Source organism: Caballeronia sp. ATUFL_F1_KS39, assembly GCF_023630985.1.
GTDB classification, from domain to species: Bacteria; Pseudomonadota; Gammaproteobacteria; order Burkholderiales; family Burkholderiaceae; genus Caballeronia; species Caballeronia zhejiangensis.
Map to the genome: position 1 here is coordinate 290,544 of NZ_JALQDZ010000035.1, position 16,173 is coordinate 306,716.

Sequence of the window (16,173 nt, forward strand, 5' to 3'; positions counted from 1 at the left end):
TGCGCTGCACGGCGCTGGCGCGCGACGAGCGTTTCGACGTTTCATCCGACCGGACACGATCAATCGGGAAAGCAGAACATGAACAACGTCCTGAGCATTCAATCGCATGTGGTGTTCGGCCATGCGGGCAACAGCGCGGCGGTTTTTCCCATGCGGCGACTCGGCGTGAACGTCTGGCCGCTCAACACCGTGCAGTTTTCCAATCACACGCAGTACGGCCGCTGGACAGGCAGCGCCTTCGATGCGGACGAATTGCAGAACGTCATCGAAGGCATCGGCGCGATCGGTGTGCTCGGGCGCTGCAACGCGGTGCTCTCCGGTTATCTCGGCGCGCCGGAGCAGGGCCGCGCGGTCGTCGAAATCGTGAAGATGGTGAAGGCGGTGAATCCGCGCGCGCTTTATTTTTGCGATCCGGTCATGGGTCAGACGGGCGGCTGCACGGTCGCGGCCGGCATCGAGGATTTCCTCGTTACGACGATGCCCGGAATCGCCGATGCGATCATGCCCAATCACGTCGAGCTGGAAAAGCTCGTCGGGCGTCCGATCGAGACGGTCGAGGAAGCCGTCGACGCATGCCGCGAAGTGATCGCGCGCGGGCCGCGCATCGTGCTGGTGAAGCATCTGCTCGATCGCAACAGCCGCGCCGACACCTTCAATATGCTCGCCGTCACGCCCGGCGAGGCGTGGTTCGCGCAGCGCCCGCTGTATCCGTTCGCGCGCCAGCCGGTGGGCGTCGGCGATCTGACGAGCGCGGTCTTCGTCGCGCGCACCTTGCAGGGCGACTCGCTGCGCACCGCGCTCGAGCACACGCTCGCGGCGGTCAATGCCGTCGTCAAGGCAACGTACGATGCCGGGCGTTACGAACTGGAGATCGTCGCATCGCAGGACGAGATCGCGAAGCCGACCGACCGTTTCCCCGCGATCCGCGTGACCGGCACGGAGATGGTCAAGGGCGGCTAGCTCGCGTCCATCAGACCGAAACGCCACGAAAGGCGCCGCGTCGCGGAAAGCAGCGCGCGGGCGAGCGGGCCGTCCGCGGCGCTGTCGAAGCCCCCCGACGAACCGATCAACGCGATCACGAGGCACACGCTGCCGGTGTGATCGAACACGGGCGCGGCCAGCGTATGGATGCCGGGCACCGGCGCGCCGAGCGCCGTATCGAGGCCGCGTTCGCGGATGTCGTCGAGCCGTGCGCGATACGCGGCGTCGCTTCCCGCAGCCGCTTGCGCGCCCGCGAGGCGGATGGCGTCCTGCGTCATCAGGCTCGCGAGCATGTCGGCGGGAAGGTGCGCGGCGTACACCCGCCCGATCGCGGTGTTGACGAGCGACATCACCGTGCCGACGCGCAAGCTCACATGCTGCGGCCGCGCCGATTCCTCCAGCCGGATCACGGTCGGGCCGAGCGGTCCGAGCGCGGCGGCGGCGACCGTCATCGATGTGCTCGCGGCGAGCGCGACGATCTCGGCTTCGGCATCGCGGATCGGCGAAAGGCGCTGCAGCGCGATCAGCCCGAGCTCGCGGCTCAGCGGGCCGGCGTGGAATAACCCGGCGTCGTCGCGCGCGAGCAGGCCGACCTTCACCAGACTCACCAGATGCGCGAACGCCTTCGCGGGCGGCATGCCGGCCGCGGCCGCGAGGTCGCGCAGCGTGAGCGGCTCGCCGGCGGCGACCAGCGCGCGCAGCAGATCGCCGGTCGCGTCGAGCGCGTTGATGCCGCGCTGCGGCTTCGTGTCCTCGTCGAAGATCGTCATGAAAGCAGCCCGGAAATGTCGCGCGCGGCATCCTTCAGCGCGTGCGCGAGCGGGCCGTCCCACGCGACGTCGGCGAGGCCGGTCGGTCCGATCGCCGTCAGTGCGAGCTGCATCCGATGCGCGCCGTCGAACACCGGCACGCTCATGCTGCTCACGCCGGGACTCGGCGCATCGACGCTGCGTTCGATGCCGCGCGCGCGAATCGCTTCGATGCACGCGGCCATCTCCGGCGCATCGGCTTCGCCCTGATGCGCGAGCATCGCGGCGACGCGGGTGTCGTCGTCGAACGCGCGGAACACGCGGCCCGTGGACGTCGCCGAGAGCGACATCACCGTGCCCACGTGCAGATTCACATGCAGCGGATAGCCGCCGCGCTCATAGCGCACGATCGTCGGCCCTTGCGGCCCGGCGACGCTCACCGCGACGCTCATGCCGGTCGCGAGCGCCAGCGCCGACACGCGCGGCGCGGCGGCCCGATACGCCGGCTGATGCTCGAGATTCAACAGGCCGAGCCTGAGCGAGAGCGGCCCCGGCTCGTAATTGCCGGTGAGCGCGTCGCGCTTGACGAGGCCGAGCCGCGTCAAGCTCACGAGGTACGTGTGGGCCTGCGCGGTCGACAGTTCGGCCGCTTCGGCCAGCGCGCTCAACGCAAGCGGCTCGCGGCGCGCGGCGAGCGCATCGAGCAGACGCGCGCCGACTTCGACGCTCTGGATGCCGCGCTGTTTCTTTTCTTCGCCGATTTCGGAACGAGCCAAAAGCACTCCGCGATCTATAAAGGATGAACGAACCGCAGATGTTAGCCGAGCAGGAATCATCCGATGAAGCGATTCGGTACTTACCCGTAATTTGCAAATAGCAAGTACGCTTGCTGTTGACAAACAACGGCATCACGCCGATCATCCACCCATCCCCACGAGAATGGAAGCGAGACACGACCATGGCAAAAGCATTCGCATCGCAGGCCGATCTGGAAGAGAAGAAGATCACGTTCACGCAACTCTCCGAGAACGCGTACGCGTACACGGCGGAAGGCGATCCCAACTCGGGCGTGATCATCGGCGACGACGGCGTACTCATCGTCGATACGACCGCCACGCCCGCGATGGCGCAGGATCTCATCGCGAAAATCCGCAGCGTCACCGACAAGCCGATCAAGTACATCGTGCTGTCGCACTATCACGCGGTGCGCGTGCTGGGCGCGTCGGCGTATTTCGCGGAAGGCGCGCAGCAGGTCATCGCGAGCCGCGGCACGTATGAAATGATCGTCGAGCGCGGCGAGCAGGACATGAAATCGGAGATCGAGCGCTTTCCGCGCCTTTTCGCCGGTGTCGAGACGGTGCCGGGCCTGACATGGCCGACGCTCGTCTTCGAGAAGGAAATCACGCTGTATCTCGGCAAGCTCGAAGTGAAGATCGCGCATCTCGGCGCGGGTCACACGAAGGGCGATACGGTCGTCTGGCTGCCGTCGCAGAAAGTGCTGTTTTCGGGCGATCTCGTCGAGTACGACGCCGCCTGCTATTGCGGCGATGCCCAACTCGAAGAATGGCCCGCGACGCTCGAAGCGCTGCGCGCGCTGAAGGCCGACAAACTCGTGCCGGGACGCGGTCCGGCGCTGCTCTCGCCGGCGGAAGTCGACAAGGGCCTCGATTACACGAAGGACTTCGTCACGACGCTCTTGCAGGCGGGCCGCGAGGCCGTCGCCGAGAAACTCGACCTGAAGGGATCGATGGCGCTGACGCGCAAGGCGATGGATCCGAAATTCGGTCACGTCTTCATCTACGAGCACTGCCTGCCGTTCGACGTCTCGCGCGCTTACGACGAAGCGAGCGGCATCAAGCATCCGCGTATCTGGACGGCCCAGCGCGACCAGGAAATGTGGGCCGCACTGCAGGACTGACCGCCGTTTCTTGCGGCGCGCACTGACGCGCCGCTTCTCCCTCTCTCAAGGCAAAAGGCGCGCGCAAGACGCCGGCCTCATTACGCCCATCTGGAGCGAGACATGTCGAAGTCGATCAGCACGGCGGCGCTTGAGCCCAGCGCCGTCGCGGATGCGCACGCCCAATCGGACGACGCGCTGTTCCGCAAAATCGCGTGGCGCATCATTCCGTTTCTGTTCCTGTGCTACGTCGTGTCGTTTCTGGACCGCATCAACATCGGCTTCGCGCAATTGCAGATGAAGCACGATCTCGGCTTCTCCGATGCAATGTACGGCCTCGGCGCCGCCGTGTTTTATGTCGGCTACGTGCTTTTCGAAGTGCCGTAACGAACGGAATATAGACTATTCTGTTTATATCCGATTCATTCGAAACGGAGAATTCGAAATGGCACGCGCCAGTAAGAAAGCGCCGCCGACGCTACCGAGCGCGGCGGCGCGTGTTTATAGCTATCTGCGGTTCAGCAATATCCGGCAGAAAACCGGCACGAGCATTCAGCGGCAGGAAGAGTATCCCAGACTTGGGCGCGCGAACGAGGCATGGAACTCGATCGCAGTCTCATGCTCCGCGATGAAGGTCAATCCGCCTATCACGGCGACCACGTTACTAAGGGCGCTTTCGGCGGCTTCCTGCGCGAAGTCGAAGCCGGTCACGTTCCCCCCGGTTCGGTGCTGATCGCCGAATCGATGGATCGCATGTCGCGTGCGACTGTCATCGACGCGCTGATGCAGCTGCTCGCGATCATCAGCCGCGGGATCACGGTCGTCACGATGGCCGACAAGCGCGAGTACAGTCAGGACGGGATCAACAAGAACCCGTTCGACCTGATGTTTTCGATCATGCTGATGGCCCAAGCGCGCACCGAAATCGACAATCGAGCGACGCGCATCCGAGCAGCCGCCCGAGCGCGCGCAACGAACTGGGTAAAGCTCGACGAGCGCAAGCGTCTCGGCGTCGGCAAAGACCCGGGCTGGGTCGAGTACGACAGCAAGACCAACGAGTTTCAATTCTGGGAGCCGTTCACGACCCCGCTGCTCGCGCTGATCGGCTTCTTCCGTCAAGGGTATTCGCTCCGCTGCTGCTTCGATCAGTTAGAGGCCGCCGGCATTCCGTTGCCGCCCGATAGGATGGTCAACGGCAAGATCAGAAAAGGCGGGTTGAGCAACACAACGCGACTGCACGAAATCATCCAGAACCGCGCGCTAATCGGCGAAAAAACCGTGGAGATCGAAGGTCAGGAATACGCGATGCCGAACTACTATCCGGCGCTGACCGAGGCCGAGTTCATCGAACTGCAGGCGCTTCGATCGCAACGCGGGCGCACAGCGGGCACGCGCTCAGAGATAGTCAGCTTCGTTACGGGCATGAGACTGACGTTCTGCATGAAGTGCGGCAGCGCGCTCGCAAATCAAAACATGCTCGGCCGATCGTTGCGCGAGGACGGACTACCGCAGGACGGTCATCGTCGACTCTACTGCACGAGCGCAACGCAAGCGGACAAGTCGAAGCGATGCGGGACCGGTAGCATGTCGATCGTCCCTGTAGAACGGGCGGTCATGGACTACTGCAGCGACCAGATCAAGCTAACGTCGCTATTCGTCGAGAACGACGACATAGCGCGCAATCTCAACGGTCTGCTCAGGCTGGCGCGCGCGGAAGTCGACAAGACGCAGGCGCAGATCGATCGCGTCACCGAAGCTCTCGCGCTATCCGACGGCGAACTGCCCTCACTCGTGACGAAGCTCCGCGAGCTTGAGACGCTACTCAAGGCGCATCAGGCCAGCGTCACGAAACACGAGTTTGCATTGGTCCCGCTCGATCGAACGTCCAAGCCGGCGATGGCCCAACGCTGGATTGAATTGCGCGAGGACGTCACGCGACTCGACGCGGCCGCGCGCACGCAAGCCCGTCAACTCGTACTCGATACGTTCAAACGCATCGACATCAGGCCGGTCACGCGAAAGAACGAAGAACTGATCGAGCTACGTCTGACGTCCAAACACGATGTCATCCGCGGCTTTCTCATCGACCGCAAGACTGGCGCGTGGCATAGCGAAACCATCGTCGACGATCCGAAGCATCAGGCATTGACGCGCCGTCGCCAACCTCGCGCGCGCAAGGAAGCGGGCCGAATAGCTGGTCAGCAGGCCACCTAGCCTGCGGATCCTTCGGGTCGGGTAGAATTTGCCGCAGCTACGCCAGTTATCGTGCATCTCAGCCCGCATACGGTGCCGAAGCACGAAATTTCCGCTCATACTCTCATCGGAAAAAGGGCGAACCGAAAGTCCCGGAGAAAAATTCAATGGCTAAGCAACAGCCGAGCTTCATAGAAGTCAAGCAAGGGGGACGCAAGTTCATCCTGACCAAGCTGCCCGCGAGTGTTGTAACCAAGATAAGCTATGCCGCCGTTCGGGGCCAGTCGAGCGAAGAAGGTGCGATACAGCGAATGCTCAATCAGTCTCGCATATCGGGCATCAAAGACTTCACTCTCGCAGGCGGCGATTATCCCAACGCGATTGTTCTGAACTGGGTCAACGACAAAAATCCCATCGCACGAGCTAACGGCAAGCTGACGTTTGCTGACGAGCGTCAGTCTGCCCAAATCATTGATGGTCAACACCGCATCGCAGGTATCAGAGCGGCTATTGAGGAACGCGCCGACATCGGCAAGCTCGAACTTCCAGTCGTGATATACGAGAAGCTCTCGACCAAGGAATGCGCGGACATCTTCCTAGCGATCAACGAAGAGCAAAAGCCGGCTCCTCGGAGTTTGGTCTTCGATCTGTTTGGAATCGCAAGTGCAGACTTGGTCGACGCCGCTGCGGTTCGCGCACGTGACATCGCTACTTTCCTCAACCAAGACGGAACATCTCCGTATCAAGACGAGATAAAGTTTCCGGGGCATAAGACTCGAAAAGGTGGCATTGCTTTGTCCACGGCAGTCAGTGCTATCAAGCCTCTCGTTGAAGACAAGGGTGCGCTGGAGCAGATAGACATTCATGAACTTGAGATACAGCGACAAATCATCGTCAACGTTTTTAGTGCGATTCAACAGAAATACGGTCCTGAGTGGGACAGCAAGACGAACGCGTTCATGTATGCCGCAGGTTTCATGGGCGCACTTGAGTTCTTGCGGCTGAAGCTGGTCCCGTACTGCAACCTACAGGGCTCCTTCGAGGTTGAAACGATCGCAAAGTCCTTAGACCTTTCGAAAGAATCCCTGATTCTTCAAGAAAACATCAAAGGTCTCGGCGGAGCCAGTGCGTCGAAGGCAGTGTATGACAGGTTGGTTGACGTGTTCCGTCCTCAGAAGAAGTCGACTGTCAAGATCAAAGTCTGACAATGCACCAAGCTCAAAGCTATGTGGATGGACAGCTGAAGCCCGTAGCGCTTGGCGGTAAGCTCTCTACAGTGGCCCTCAACGCGGCACAAGCGGCCGCGCTTCATCAGGCGCTGAACCGGGACGCCGCAGACTACGTCTACTCCGGAATCGTCTCTATTGGAGACGCGGTGCAAGCGATCGAAAGGGATTTGTTCACGTGGGCTACGGTAAAGCTGTACTACGCTGTGTTCTATATGACCCGTGCGATACTAGCGGCCCACGGAACAGCAATATGTTACGAAGGGACAAAGCCGTACAGTTGGGAGAGCAGTGCCGGTGCGATGGCAGTAAAAAGGGATGGGCCCACGCATAAGGTGGTACTTACGTCGTTCGGCGCGGTCTTGCCTAACAACGCCTTGCTCTCACAGCCGATTGGAGTGGATGGTGCGCTCGATTGGCTGATGAAGCGTCGAGAGGAGGTGAACTATACTACGCCACGCTTCTCTGAACCCAACGCACCAGCGCACCTTGAATTGATAGCGATGACTGGCGTCCGCAAGTCGGTATCCGCGTATCTCCGGGACGATAGCTTCCTGTATGCTTTCGACCCTCAACACGCGATCCTTGCGTTTCCGGTCGAGGCGCTGAAGATGGTGTTGAGGTCGAAGACGAGCGGCGGATCCGGCATCAGATTGGCAGACAACGACCGCAAATACCTTGCCAGCCTTTATGTGGATAAAACCGGCCCGCTTGCGGAGGCGGTGCACCTTATCCGTCCTTAGAGCTTTTTTGCGATCGTAGCTCTGCGATCTATCGACCTGCAGGTCACTGAACGGCTAGAAGTTGCCACTGTGAAGGAGCTTCGCGGTTGATCTTCCGTTTCTCTGGGGCGTGACTTCCACCGATGTTCCGCAAATGCGCAACGACTCGTCACGACTTAGTCTGGTTCTTTATCTGCGAAGAAGCCCGGCGGTCCCGACATGACGCGCAGGGCCTTCTCGCCAACCAGAAAACGGCGATACGCCTCGATCGCCACATCCCACACCTCCCCGACCAAATCGGCACCGCTTTCGATGACTTCGCCGGTCGTCGGATCGATGACCGCGAGCGTCGCTGGCCGCCCGTCCTCGGTCGTTATCGTAAAGCCGTCGCCTTCCTCCCCAATGATGACGACATGCGACAGCGCGCCGTCGTCGATACGTTCCTGTTTTCGCTGCATGATGGACTCTCTTTCACGGTGCTGTGTGAATCAGATAGAGAATGGCCCATGCTGCGGCTGTGATCGCGAGCATTAGCAAGACGATCACGAGTGACGCCAGCAAACCGCCGATAAGCTGCCCGATCAAGGGCAGGCGGTGACGACGACGATCGAGCGAGCGCGCATCGAAGAATCGCCGATGATCGTCATTCATCGTCGTCCTCGCTGTCGTCCGTCGCCTCGCTCCTGTCGAGGGTGCCCTTGATCGTGTGCTTAAGCACAGTCATGACCTTGGCGGATTCTTCCTCGGTCGGATGCACCTGCAGGCGCCAGACGAGCCCGCAGGTTCCACCCTCATGCGGCATGATGCGCAGCTTGTTGAACTTCGCGTCCGCGAGCTTCAGTTCGTTTTTCTTCGTGCCGAGATGCAGCAGCAGCGCGACCGGCGAGACCGAGCCATCCCACGATAGCGGACCGAGTTGCGGAAAGCGTAGGTGCGGCATGTGCTGTGCATCCTTGCCGAGCAAGTCGCCGTTGCCGTTCGCGCAAAAGAGCGACGGCCGCAGGTCTGCATCGAGCTTGTCGAGGCACACGTTCGGAAGGTTCATCTCAATACGCAAGTCCATCGCGAGACGTTCATCGTCGCCGACAATCTCGCTTCTCACGTTCACATGCACGACGCGCAATTCTGTTTGCTGAAAGTCGATCATGACTTGCTCTCCTGCTCAACGAAGATGCTGGCGGCGACGAACTGCGCGACGGCATATATGTTGGTCTCGTCCTCAATCGATTCGAGTATCGCGACCGCTTCGCTATCCGTCATCTCGCCAATCAATCGATTGATGCGTTGCATGACGATGACGCCGCCGAAGAACGCGCGCTGCATATCGGCATGCTGTCCTGGAGCCGCGTCGGGCGGAATGTTGGCTTTCGCGAAAAGCGCGTACTCGTTCGCAATGATCTTTCGATTGATCGTCATGACTGTTCTCCGTGTTCGGCAATCCATCGCAGTGCTGCGCGATGCGCGGTGACATAGCGGCGTGTCGGATGGCAGTCGTGATCGATGCCATATCGATACGCGCGGCCGATCCACGAGCGGATGGTTCCGGGCATGTACCAATGTTCAGAGCAGCCCCAGTTTCGAGGGCTGACTTGACGCGTGCAGCCGGGCCAAGGGGATGTGTGCAGCGGCAGACGTTCGCGGGTTCGCCTCATGCCGCCACCTCGTCACCGTCGCCGTCTAGTTCGTTCATGAAGCCTTCGACCATCGTGCGCAGTTCGATCTGCTGCTGATCGTCACCGACCTGGGCGATCAGATCGGCCGCAGCTGCGAGCGCGTCACGATCGCGCCGGCGCAGCGCGCTTTCCATCGAACTCGCGACCTCGGCGAACGTGACCGTAAAACCGCCGCTCGCGTCCCCGTTCGTGTCGTCCTTCGCGTTACCATGCGCTCCGTTGTCGGGCGCACTGGTGGCGCCGTTAGCGACCTCACTGCCGGTTTTGGTCGACTTGGCCTGTTCGGCTTTCCGTTTCGCGTCGTACTGCTGGCGCGCCTGTTCCTTGTCGTTTTCGCTGGTCAGCTTCTTGGCGAGTTCGCCAGCTTCGACGAGTTCCGCGCCGGTCGTCGCGTCGTCGATAGCCTTCAGCACCTCTTTGAGCGTGACGCGGCGCAGCTTCGCTTTGATCGACTCACCGGGATCGTTCGCGCGCGGGCGCTGGACCTCTTCGGCGCGGCCCATATCGCGCTCGCCCAGATCGATCGTCTCGAGTTCGTCGCGCGTATATGCGCCCAAGATGACCTCAGGCGTGTACAGGCGGCCCCAACGCTTTTCGGCAAGATAAGCAAGCTGCTGGCGCGGATCGTCGGCCCACAGCGTCGAATTGCGCACGCGCGCCTGTGTCAGCAGCACGTCGAGCGTGCGCGGTTCGTCCTCGCCCTTCAACGTGGCCCAGACACGCACGCCAAGTTCTTCTTCGTCTTCGGGCGTCCATGCCGGCACGCGATACGTCTGCGCTTCGCCGTGCTCGTTCTTCTTAGTCTTGCTCGTCTTCGTCTCGAAGCGGCCGAGCACCTTCGACCAGTTACCGAACCATTCGAAGTTGAGACGATCGCGCAGCAGCCCGGAGTTATTGATTGCCGCGCCGATGACCTGCGCTTCATAGCCAAGGGTCGTGCCGACGAGATGCGTCTTCGGCGCGAGCGCGAACGGATCGAGCCCCCAGCCATGCGCGCGTGCCGCGATCGCGAAGCAGTTGCCGGGTTTGCCGCGGCAGTGCTCGGGCACCATGACGGTAGCGGACGCCATCATCGCGGCAACGCGTTCGAGCAGCGAGAACAGATCAGGCGTCAGGCCGAACAGCTTCGGCGGCGGTTCGATGGTCGCAATGTCGCTCGTGCGGTCACTCGTCATTTGCTTCACCCTTGTTGGACTTGAAACGGAAGTCGATGTAGGAAGTCGGCGCGATCTCGAAGCCGCGGCGGTTCACGACCTTGCGCCGATACTCGCCGCTGTTGCCGGGCAGCGTGCCGATCGCGGCATCGCCGAGCAGTTCGAGCAAATGCCCCTTGCTGCCGTCGACAATCGCTTCGTAACGCTTGACGTGCTGCGCGGCATCGACCAGAACCTTGTGCCAGTGAAGCGCCTCGGGCGGCAGCGCGATCGTCTCGCCGCTTGTGCCGGGGTAGAGCATCTTGATAAGCGGCAGCGTGCTCGCATGATCGAAGTCACTTAGAGACCGCACGTACTACTGCAATAACGCGTGTATTTCGAATGCCCGAGATAATCGTCTCGTTCCTGAATAACAGGGCGACGATCGGTGCGGCACGAGGATGAAAAATATCTCTCGCGCGATTAAAGGAAAGCCAGTTTTTCGCGATACGAAACGTATGAAGGATCGCCCGTGCTGCACCATTTTCTTGAAGTAAAACCTTAGAAATGTCCGGAACGGTCGCTTCGGACAGTCGTAGACATTTCTTAAAAGATTAGCGAAATGGGAATGTTTCCGGTAGCGTTTGCCGTGATCACACCAGGGTATGCACTTATCAACGCGCGTTGATTTCCACTCAAGTACTTCGTAGATCGAACGATCGTCCCTTTGTGCTACAAAAAAATATCTGTCCGATCGAACACCTGACTTGGACAGCGAACCGACCAACGTATAGCCAACCGAAAGGCTTATGGCAGTAGGACGACAGGCAGGCCGCACCCTCCGGCTGCTGCGCGAGCACCTTCGTTTATACGCCCGATATATTGAGCAGCTAAAGTTTTCAGCGGTTTGCATGGTTGAAACGCGAATCGGCGAGGAATACGCTGATTGCTCGTTTGTCCCGTCGCGCGACGTGGTTCACTCCGGAAACCGGAGAAACTTGACCATGCAAACGAATAACAGAACCCGTCGCCAACAGCAATGGCGCGACGCGCACGAACGCGAAGAACAGCTTCGCACCCCTGACCTGTTCGGCTGGTGGCTCAACATGCGAACGAGCGGACGACTCGGCGCTCAGCACGACGAACGCAGCATGTTCGACCAGCTCCGCACCTTCAACGCCACGCAGATCGCGCCCTTGCCGCACGGCGAGTGACTGGGGCACGATCATGGCTCGAATCCGCACGATCAAGCCTGAGTTCTGGACTAATCCGCAGCTTGCGCGCTGTTCGTATCCGGCGCGTCTGCTATTTATCGGAACGTGGAATTTTGCCGACGATCACGGCAACCTTCCGCGTGATCCGATTCGACTCAAAATGCAGGTCTTTCCCGGCGACGAAATCGAGGTCGAGCCGCTGATCGTTTCACTGATCGAAGAAGGATTGCTCCTTGAGTATTCCGTGAATGTCACGGATAACTCAGTGAACGATCCAGCAAATTTAGCAAGTTTTGCGGAAGCGTTTTCAGGGCGGTTTTTGCACGTTCCGACGTTCGCAAAACATCAGGTCATCAACCGTCCGGGTAAGCCGCTTTATCCCTTGCCAGATAAGGCATTGACGAGTCATACACGGACCACTCACGGAATCGTCTTTGACGGAAAAGGAAAAGGAAAAGGAAAGTCTCTAAAACCCAGAGAGATAAAACCTAAAACCAATCGCTCAGTCTCAAGTCATCGGTCAAACTCGCGCGCGCGCGAAAGCGTCGCCGAGACGGAGACGACGAACGCGCTCGCCAGAAAAATTTTTGCCGACAAGGAACTGCGCTTGACGGCGACGACAGCGACGAACCTCGATGCCGCGATCGATGCCGGCGTCAGCGTCGAATCGCTCGGTCATGCCCTCGACGTTGCCATCGCCCGGCACGCCGGCAGTCCCGGCGCCTATGCCGTGACGACCGCGCTCGACTGGCTGCGCAACGGCACCGAACCGACGACGACGCCGACGACGCAGCGCGTCAACGGCCACGGCCGCCGCGACGAGTTGGATTCGATCGCGAAGGATCGCAAACGCGTCTCCCGCGGGCTGACCGGATCGCATCGCCAGCAGGACGACGATGCGAACGTGATCGACGTTCCGATGCCGGAGGTCAGCGATGACTCGCGCCGTTTCTGAGCACTGGATCGAACGGCTGTTTAGCCGCATGGAGTCGATTTACGGTGCGCGTTTTCACGACTTCTGGCGCAACGTCGAAGACCTCAACAAGACGAAAAAAATCTGGCGCGAAGGTCTCGCGGACATGACCGACCTCGATTTGCGTCGTGGTGTCGCGGCTCTGTTCCACACGCGTTCCGTGCCCGATCTGCCGGCGTTTCGTGAGCTATGCCGGCCGGTGCCGAAGCAATTCGAGACGCCGATGATCCCGCCGCACTCGTGCCTGACCGATCAACGTCCGACGATCACGCCCGAAGGTATCGCCCAGCTTGCCTACATCAAGACGATCGTTGCCGATACGTTCGAACAGGCTCGACCCGATGGCATCGAATGGGCTCGACGCTTACCTGCGAATGCTAAGGAAGGCCAAGCGATCAACGCGGTCCAGATCGAGTTCGCCGAGGACGCGATTCGACGGTGGGAAATGACGCACCATCAGGCCGAGCGCGACGACGATCAGCCCGACGAGCTTCCGCCGCGCGTGCCGAGTCCGCATATCTATGGCGATCGCGAGCCCGGCAGCGATGACGAGGAGCTAGCGTCGTGAGCACCTTCGCCCGCATCGCCGCTAATCGGCTGCGTGACATGCAGTTCCCGTTGACCGAGCATGAACGTCTTTCGTATGCGACATTGTTCGATTTCCTAAGCAATGATCTGGGTCGATGCCATGTCTGTTTGCAGCAGTTGGCGCAGATCATCGGCAACGAAAACTCTCGGGCCGGTGACGATCTGACGATCGAGCTAGCCGCGCGCCTCTATCACATCATTAACGGAGACAACAATGATTGACGAAGGCTTCCCGTCCTACGAGACCGATCTGCAATCGCGCGGCGAACGTCGGGTGCTTGCATGTCTGCTGCTCAAGAGCGATGCGCTGTGTCACTGCGCGTGGCTGATGCCGTCGCATTTTTCTTGCGACCTAAACGGCATGATTTTTGCCGCGATTCGCGCGCTGATGGCACGCGGCGAGCGCGCCGATATCGAAAGCGTGTACTCGTATCTGCACGAGACGTATCCGCGCTATCACGTCAAGCCCGCTTACTTCTACGCGCTCGAAGACCTCGACGTTCACACCTCGCATATCGGTTCGTATGCGGCCAGAATGCGCGAGAGCGATCATGCTAAACCCGCTCGAAGAGGCGCTGTTCAATGCGCTCGCTGAGATTGCCAAGTGGCCCGACGTTGGCAAACGCTACGGCCAGCAGAACATCAAACGTTATGCGCGCGAGCAGCTGACCTATGCGGCCGGACTGCGCGAGTCGGTCGAGCCGCCGACGCTGCCGCCGTTGAAGAAGCGCAAGAGCAAGCAGGGAGAACCGGCATGATGCTGACACTCGATCTGTCGTCGGGCATGACGCCGGTCGTGCTCGTCAACGGCGAACAACTCAAAGGCGTGACGCGCTGCGAGTTGGTCATCACGCCCGACGACACGCCGGTTGTCCTGCTGCGCCTCGTTCACTTCAAGGTCATCGGCGCGACGTTGCCCGTGTTCCATCGACCGAAGGAAACCGCGTAATCATGGCCGGCCATCGCGCTCCTGATCTGCCGCCGTCGATCGCGCTCGACCAGCCGCTGACGCTGACGCTTCCGTATCCGCCGTCGAGCAATCGATATTGGAAGTCGTTCGTCATCAGCGGTCACGTTCAGGTCGTCGTCTCGGCCGAAGCGAAGGCGTACAGGCGCGAGGTCCATTGGCTGTTGAAGCTCGCCAAGATTCGCGAACCGATCTATGGCCGGATCGCGCTGACCGTGAAGCTCTATCCGAAGCTGCCGCTCGACGCTCGCGCGCGTATGCGCAAGCTCGGCGACGAGTGGGAAGACGATGTGCGCTGCATCGACCTGGACAACAGCCTGAAAATCCTGCTCGACTCGATGAAGGGCCGCGTCTTTATCGATGACTCGTTCGTCTGGCGGCTGCACGCCGAGCGCGGCGAACCGAAGCCCGAAGCGTGCGTCGAAGTGACGATCGAGCGCATCCCGTACATCAAGCCGCAGCAGTCGCTATTCGACTCGATACCTGTGCAGCCGTTGATTGAAGATCCGTTTGAATCATGAACCGACAAGGAATTCTGATGGCAGTACGACACGACGCCATTCGCCACCATCTTGCGCACGACAACAGCCGCCTGCGCGCCGCGCTGACGCTGATCGGCGAACTCTGCGAAGGGACGACCGACGCGCAGACGATCAAGCATATCGCCCGTATCGCGCGCGTCGCGCTCGTGTCCGCTGCACCCGAGAACGAAGCATTGCGCAATCCCGCGCAACCCACGGAGGGAGAACCCGCATGACCTCTAACAACCAGCAACCCGGCCAGCAACCGGCGCAGCAGCAGCGCGGCAGCGTTCCGCCGTCGCCCGACACGCAGAAGCAGCAGGACGACAATCAGCGTCAGCGCGACGATAACCAGCGTCAGCGGGACGACAACGCGTCGGCACTAACGATGCCGTCATAGCCGTTTCCATCGACGCGCACGGCGACTTGGTCCGGCCGAACCGGCGCGGCGTAGCGGCCGCCGTTCGAGAGCGTGTAAAACTCCCACAGACCGCCGCCGTATTGCTTCGACAGCATCGACGCTTGATGGTAGATAAGTCCCTCGGCGCGCATCATCATGCGCGGCGTAAACGTCTCGGGCAGGAACGTGAGACGGCGCGATTCAGGGACCAGAGTTGCAGTGATCGTCATGCTTGCTACTTCCTCAAAAGATGCGCGTCGCCGCGCGCGGATCGTTCGTTACTTGCTGCGCGTCGTCGCTTTCTTCGCGGCGGGCGCTTTCTTCGCGGCCGGTGCCGCTCTCGTCGCTGCAGGCGCTCTCGTTGCGACCGGCGCTTTCTTCGCTGCCGATGCTGCCTGCTTCGTCGTCGCCTTTCTCGCGGCGGGCTTATTCACGGCTGCGCTGATCGCGTTCTGAATCGTCGCGCTGATCGCGCCGGCGTCTTTCACGTCGATCGTTATCACTTCGAGCGATTCGATGTTCTTCGGGGTCGCGATAAAGCCGTTCGTCTGGCCGGCGTGCTGCTGCGCTTTCGGCGACGCCATGACCGCTTCGCGGTTGTACAGACTGCGCACGCCAACACGCTCGGGCAGGATCGGAAACGCTTTCGGTGCGATCTTTTTCGCTGCCATCGAGCGCAGCGACGGCACGCCGTAACCCGTGACCGCCGAGACTTCATCAACGGTCATGTATTGCTTCGCTTCCTCGGCGGTCAATTCGACACGCGCTTTCGGTCGAGCAGCTTTCGCGGCCGCCTGGTCTTCTGCATAGCGGCGAATCTCTCCGGCGACGATGCGGCGGATTGCGTTGAGCGACGATTCTTCGATCATGGTGACTTCAACATTGTTCGACATGGTAGGTTTCCTAAACAGTTGGTTCGTGATTCGGTTCGTGCGG

22 protein-coding genes and 3 pseudogenes are annotated in these 16,173 nt (G+C 60.7%); 15 read left to right on the forward strand and 10 right to left on the reverse strand.

What is annotated here, in order from left to right; translation table 11 throughout:
* Window positions 1-78: 78 nt before the first annotated feature.
* On the forward strand, window positions 79-960 hold the full coding sequence (gene pdxY, locus NCR93_RS16470) for a pyridoxal kinase PdxY (RefSeq protein WP_033536161.1): 882 nt from the start codon (window positions 79-81) through the stop codon (window positions 958-960).
* Here pdxY and NCR93_RS16475 read toward each other — a convergent pair.
* Window positions 957-2,566: pseudogene (locus NCR93_RS16475) on the reverse strand (IclR family transcriptional regulator). The gene pdxY and the pseudogene NCR93_RS16475 overlap by 4 nt on opposite strands.
* 122 nt (window positions 2,567-2,688) lie before the next feature.
* Between NCR93_RS16475 and NCR93_RS16480 the strand changes: the two are divergent.
* From NCR93_RS16480 to NCR93_RS16500, 5 genes and pseudogenes are all read left to right on the forward strand, one after another.
* Entirely contained in the window at window positions 2,689-3,648 is a 960-nt protein-coding gene (locus tag NCR93_RS16480) for an MBL fold metallo-hydrolase (RefSeq protein ID WP_008353481.1), read from the forward strand.
* 102 nt (window positions 3,649-3,750) lie between these two features.
* A pseudogene (locus NCR93_RS16485) lies at window positions 3,751-4,011 on the forward strand (MFS transporter); the annotation flags it as partial.
* 201 nt (window positions 4,012-4,212) lie between these two features.
* Window positions 4,213-5,841: pseudogene (locus NCR93_RS16490) on the forward strand (recombinase family protein); the annotation flags it as partial.
* A 146-nt stretch (window positions 5,842-5,987) separates the two neighbouring features.
* Window positions 5,988-7,025: a DGQHR domain-containing protein gene (locus NCR93_RS16495; RefSeq protein ID WP_175979258.1), complete on the forward strand. Its 1,038-nt coding sequence runs from the start codon at window positions 5,988-5,990 to the stop codon at window positions 7,023-7,025.
* Window positions 7,026-7,027: 2 nt separating this feature from the next.
* Window positions 7,028-7,789 (forward strand): hypothetical protein, encoded by a 762-nt coding sequence (locus tag NCR93_RS16500; protein WP_175979259.1) that lies wholly within the window; start codon window positions 7,028-7,030, stop codon window positions 7,787-7,789.
* A gap of 155 nt (window positions 7,790-7,944) precedes the next feature.
* On the opposite strand, the gene NCR93_RS16505 is transcribed toward NCR93_RS16500, so the two are convergent.
* From NCR93_RS16505 to NCR93_RS16535, 7 genes are all read right to left on the reverse strand, one after another.
* Window positions 7,945-8,226 (reverse strand): hypothetical protein, encoded by a 282-nt coding sequence (locus NCR93_RS16505; RefSeq protein WP_175979260.1) that lies wholly within the window; start codon window positions 8,224-8,226, stop codon window positions 7,945-7,947.
* Window positions 8,227-8,239: 13 nt separating this feature from the next.
* Window positions 8,240-8,419, reverse strand: coding sequence for a hypothetical protein (locus tag NCR93_RS16510; RefSeq protein ID WP_175979261.1), 180 nt, complete (start codon window positions 8,417-8,419; stop codon window positions 8,240-8,242).
* The gene (locus NCR93_RS16515; RefSeq protein WP_175979262.1) at window positions 8,412-8,915 is read right to left on the reverse strand and encodes a hypothetical protein; all 504 of its coding nucleotides are present in this window, start codon (window positions 8,913-8,915) and stop codon (window positions 8,412-8,414) included. The genes NCR93_RS16510 and NCR93_RS16515 overlap by 8 nt, the downstream gene beginning before the upstream one ends.
* Window positions 8,912-9,298 (reverse strand): hypothetical protein, encoded by a 387-nt coding sequence (locus NCR93_RS16520; protein WP_175979263.1) that lies wholly within the window; start codon window positions 9,296-9,298, stop codon window positions 8,912-8,914. Before NCR93_RS16520 ends, NCR93_RS16515 begins: the two co-directional genes overlap by 4 nt.
* Before the next feature lie 118 nt (window positions 9,299-9,416).
* Complete coding sequence (locus tag NCR93_RS16525; RefSeq protein WP_175979264.1) at window positions 9,417-10,616, reverse strand: RecT family recombinase; 1,200 nt, start codon at window positions 10,614-10,616, stop codon at window positions 9,417-9,419.
* Complete coding sequence (locus tag NCR93_RS16530) at window positions 10,606-10,947, reverse strand: hypothetical protein (RefSeq protein WP_175979265.1); 342 nt, start codon at window positions 10,945-10,947, stop codon at window positions 10,606-10,608. The genes NCR93_RS16525 and NCR93_RS16530 overlap by 11 nt, the downstream gene beginning before the upstream one ends.
* Before the next feature lie 526 nt (window positions 10,948-11,473).
* On the reverse strand, window positions 11,474-11,803 hold the full coding sequence (locus tag NCR93_RS16535) for a hypothetical protein (protein ID WP_175979266.1): 330 nt from the start codon (window positions 11,801-11,803) through the stop codon (window positions 11,474-11,476).
* Between NCR93_RS16535 and NCR93_RS16540 the strand changes: the two genes are divergently transcribed.
* Genes NCR93_RS16540 through NCR93_RS16580 form a run of 9 tightly spaced genes read left to right on the forward strand, consistent with a single transcriptional unit; the run spans window position 11,802 to window position 15,237 of the window.
* Window positions 11,802-12,743 (forward strand): hypothetical protein, encoded by a 942-nt coding sequence (locus tag NCR93_RS16540; protein WP_175979267.1) that lies wholly within the window; start codon window positions 11,802-11,804, stop codon window positions 12,741-12,743. The genes NCR93_RS16535 and NCR93_RS16540 overlap by 2 nt on opposite strands.
* Window positions 12,724-13,329, forward strand: a complete 606-nt coding sequence (locus NCR93_RS16545) for a hypothetical protein (RefSeq protein WP_250532262.1) — start codon at window positions 12,724-12,726, stop codon at window positions 13,327-13,329. Before NCR93_RS16540 ends, NCR93_RS16545 begins: the two co-directional genes overlap by 20 nt.
* Entirely contained in the window at window positions 13,326-13,571 is a 246-nt protein-coding gene (locus NCR93_RS16550) for a hypothetical protein (RefSeq protein WP_175979269.1), read from the forward strand. Before NCR93_RS16545 ends, NCR93_RS16550 begins: the two co-directional genes overlap by 4 nt.
* On the forward strand, window positions 13,564-13,944 hold the full coding sequence (locus tag NCR93_RS16555; RefSeq protein WP_175979270.1) for a DnaB-like helicase N-terminal domain-containing protein: 381 nt from the start codon (window positions 13,564-13,566) through the stop codon (window positions 13,942-13,944). The genes NCR93_RS16550 and NCR93_RS16555 overlap by 8 nt, the downstream gene beginning before the upstream one ends.
* Complete coding sequence (locus tag NCR93_RS16560; protein ID WP_175979271.1) at window positions 13,901-14,107, forward strand: hypothetical protein; 207 nt, start codon at window positions 13,901-13,903, stop codon at window positions 14,105-14,107. Before NCR93_RS16555 ends, NCR93_RS16560 begins: the two co-directional genes overlap by 44 nt.
* Window positions 14,104-14,298 carry a three-fingered domain-containing protein gene (locus tag NCR93_RS16565; RefSeq protein ID WP_175979272.1) on the forward strand — a complete coding sequence of 65 codons (195 nt, stop codon included), beginning with the start codon at window positions 14,104-14,106 and terminating at the stop codon, window positions 14,296-14,298. Before NCR93_RS16560 ends, NCR93_RS16565 begins: the two co-directional genes overlap by 4 nt.
* 2 nt (window positions 14,299-14,300) lie before the next feature.
* Window positions 14,301-14,837 (forward strand): RusA family crossover junction endodeoxyribonuclease, encoded by a 537-nt coding sequence (locus NCR93_RS16570; protein WP_175979273.1) that lies wholly within the window; start codon window positions 14,301-14,303, stop codon window positions 14,835-14,837.
* A 17-nt stretch (window positions 14,838-14,854) separates the two neighbouring features.
* Window positions 14,855-15,073: a hypothetical protein gene (locus tag NCR93_RS16575; RefSeq protein ID WP_175979274.1), complete on the forward strand. Its 219-nt coding sequence runs from the start codon at window positions 14,855-14,857 to the stop codon at window positions 15,071-15,073.
* Window positions 15,070-15,237 carry a hypothetical protein gene (locus NCR93_RS16580; RefSeq protein WP_175979275.1) on the forward strand — a complete coding sequence of 56 codons (168 nt, stop codon included), beginning with the start codon at window positions 15,070-15,072 and terminating at the stop codon, window positions 15,235-15,237. Before NCR93_RS16575 ends, NCR93_RS16580 begins: the two co-directional genes overlap by 4 nt.
* Here NCR93_RS16580 and NCR93_RS16585 read toward each other — a convergent pair.
* Both NCR93_RS16585 and NCR93_RS16590 read right to left on the reverse strand, forming a co-directional pair.
* A complete protein-coding gene (locus NCR93_RS16585) occupies window positions 15,195-15,467 on the reverse strand; it encodes an antirestriction protein (protein WP_175979276.1) in 273 nt (90 codons plus the stop codon). The genes NCR93_RS16580 and NCR93_RS16585 overlap by 43 nt on opposite strands.
* A 48-nt stretch (window positions 15,468-15,515) precedes the next feature.
* On the reverse strand, window positions 15,516-16,130 hold the full coding sequence (locus tag NCR93_RS16590) for a hypothetical protein (protein WP_175979277.1): 615 nt from the start codon (window positions 16,128-16,130) through the stop codon (window positions 15,516-15,518).
* Window positions 16,131-16,173: the final 43 nt, after the last annotated feature.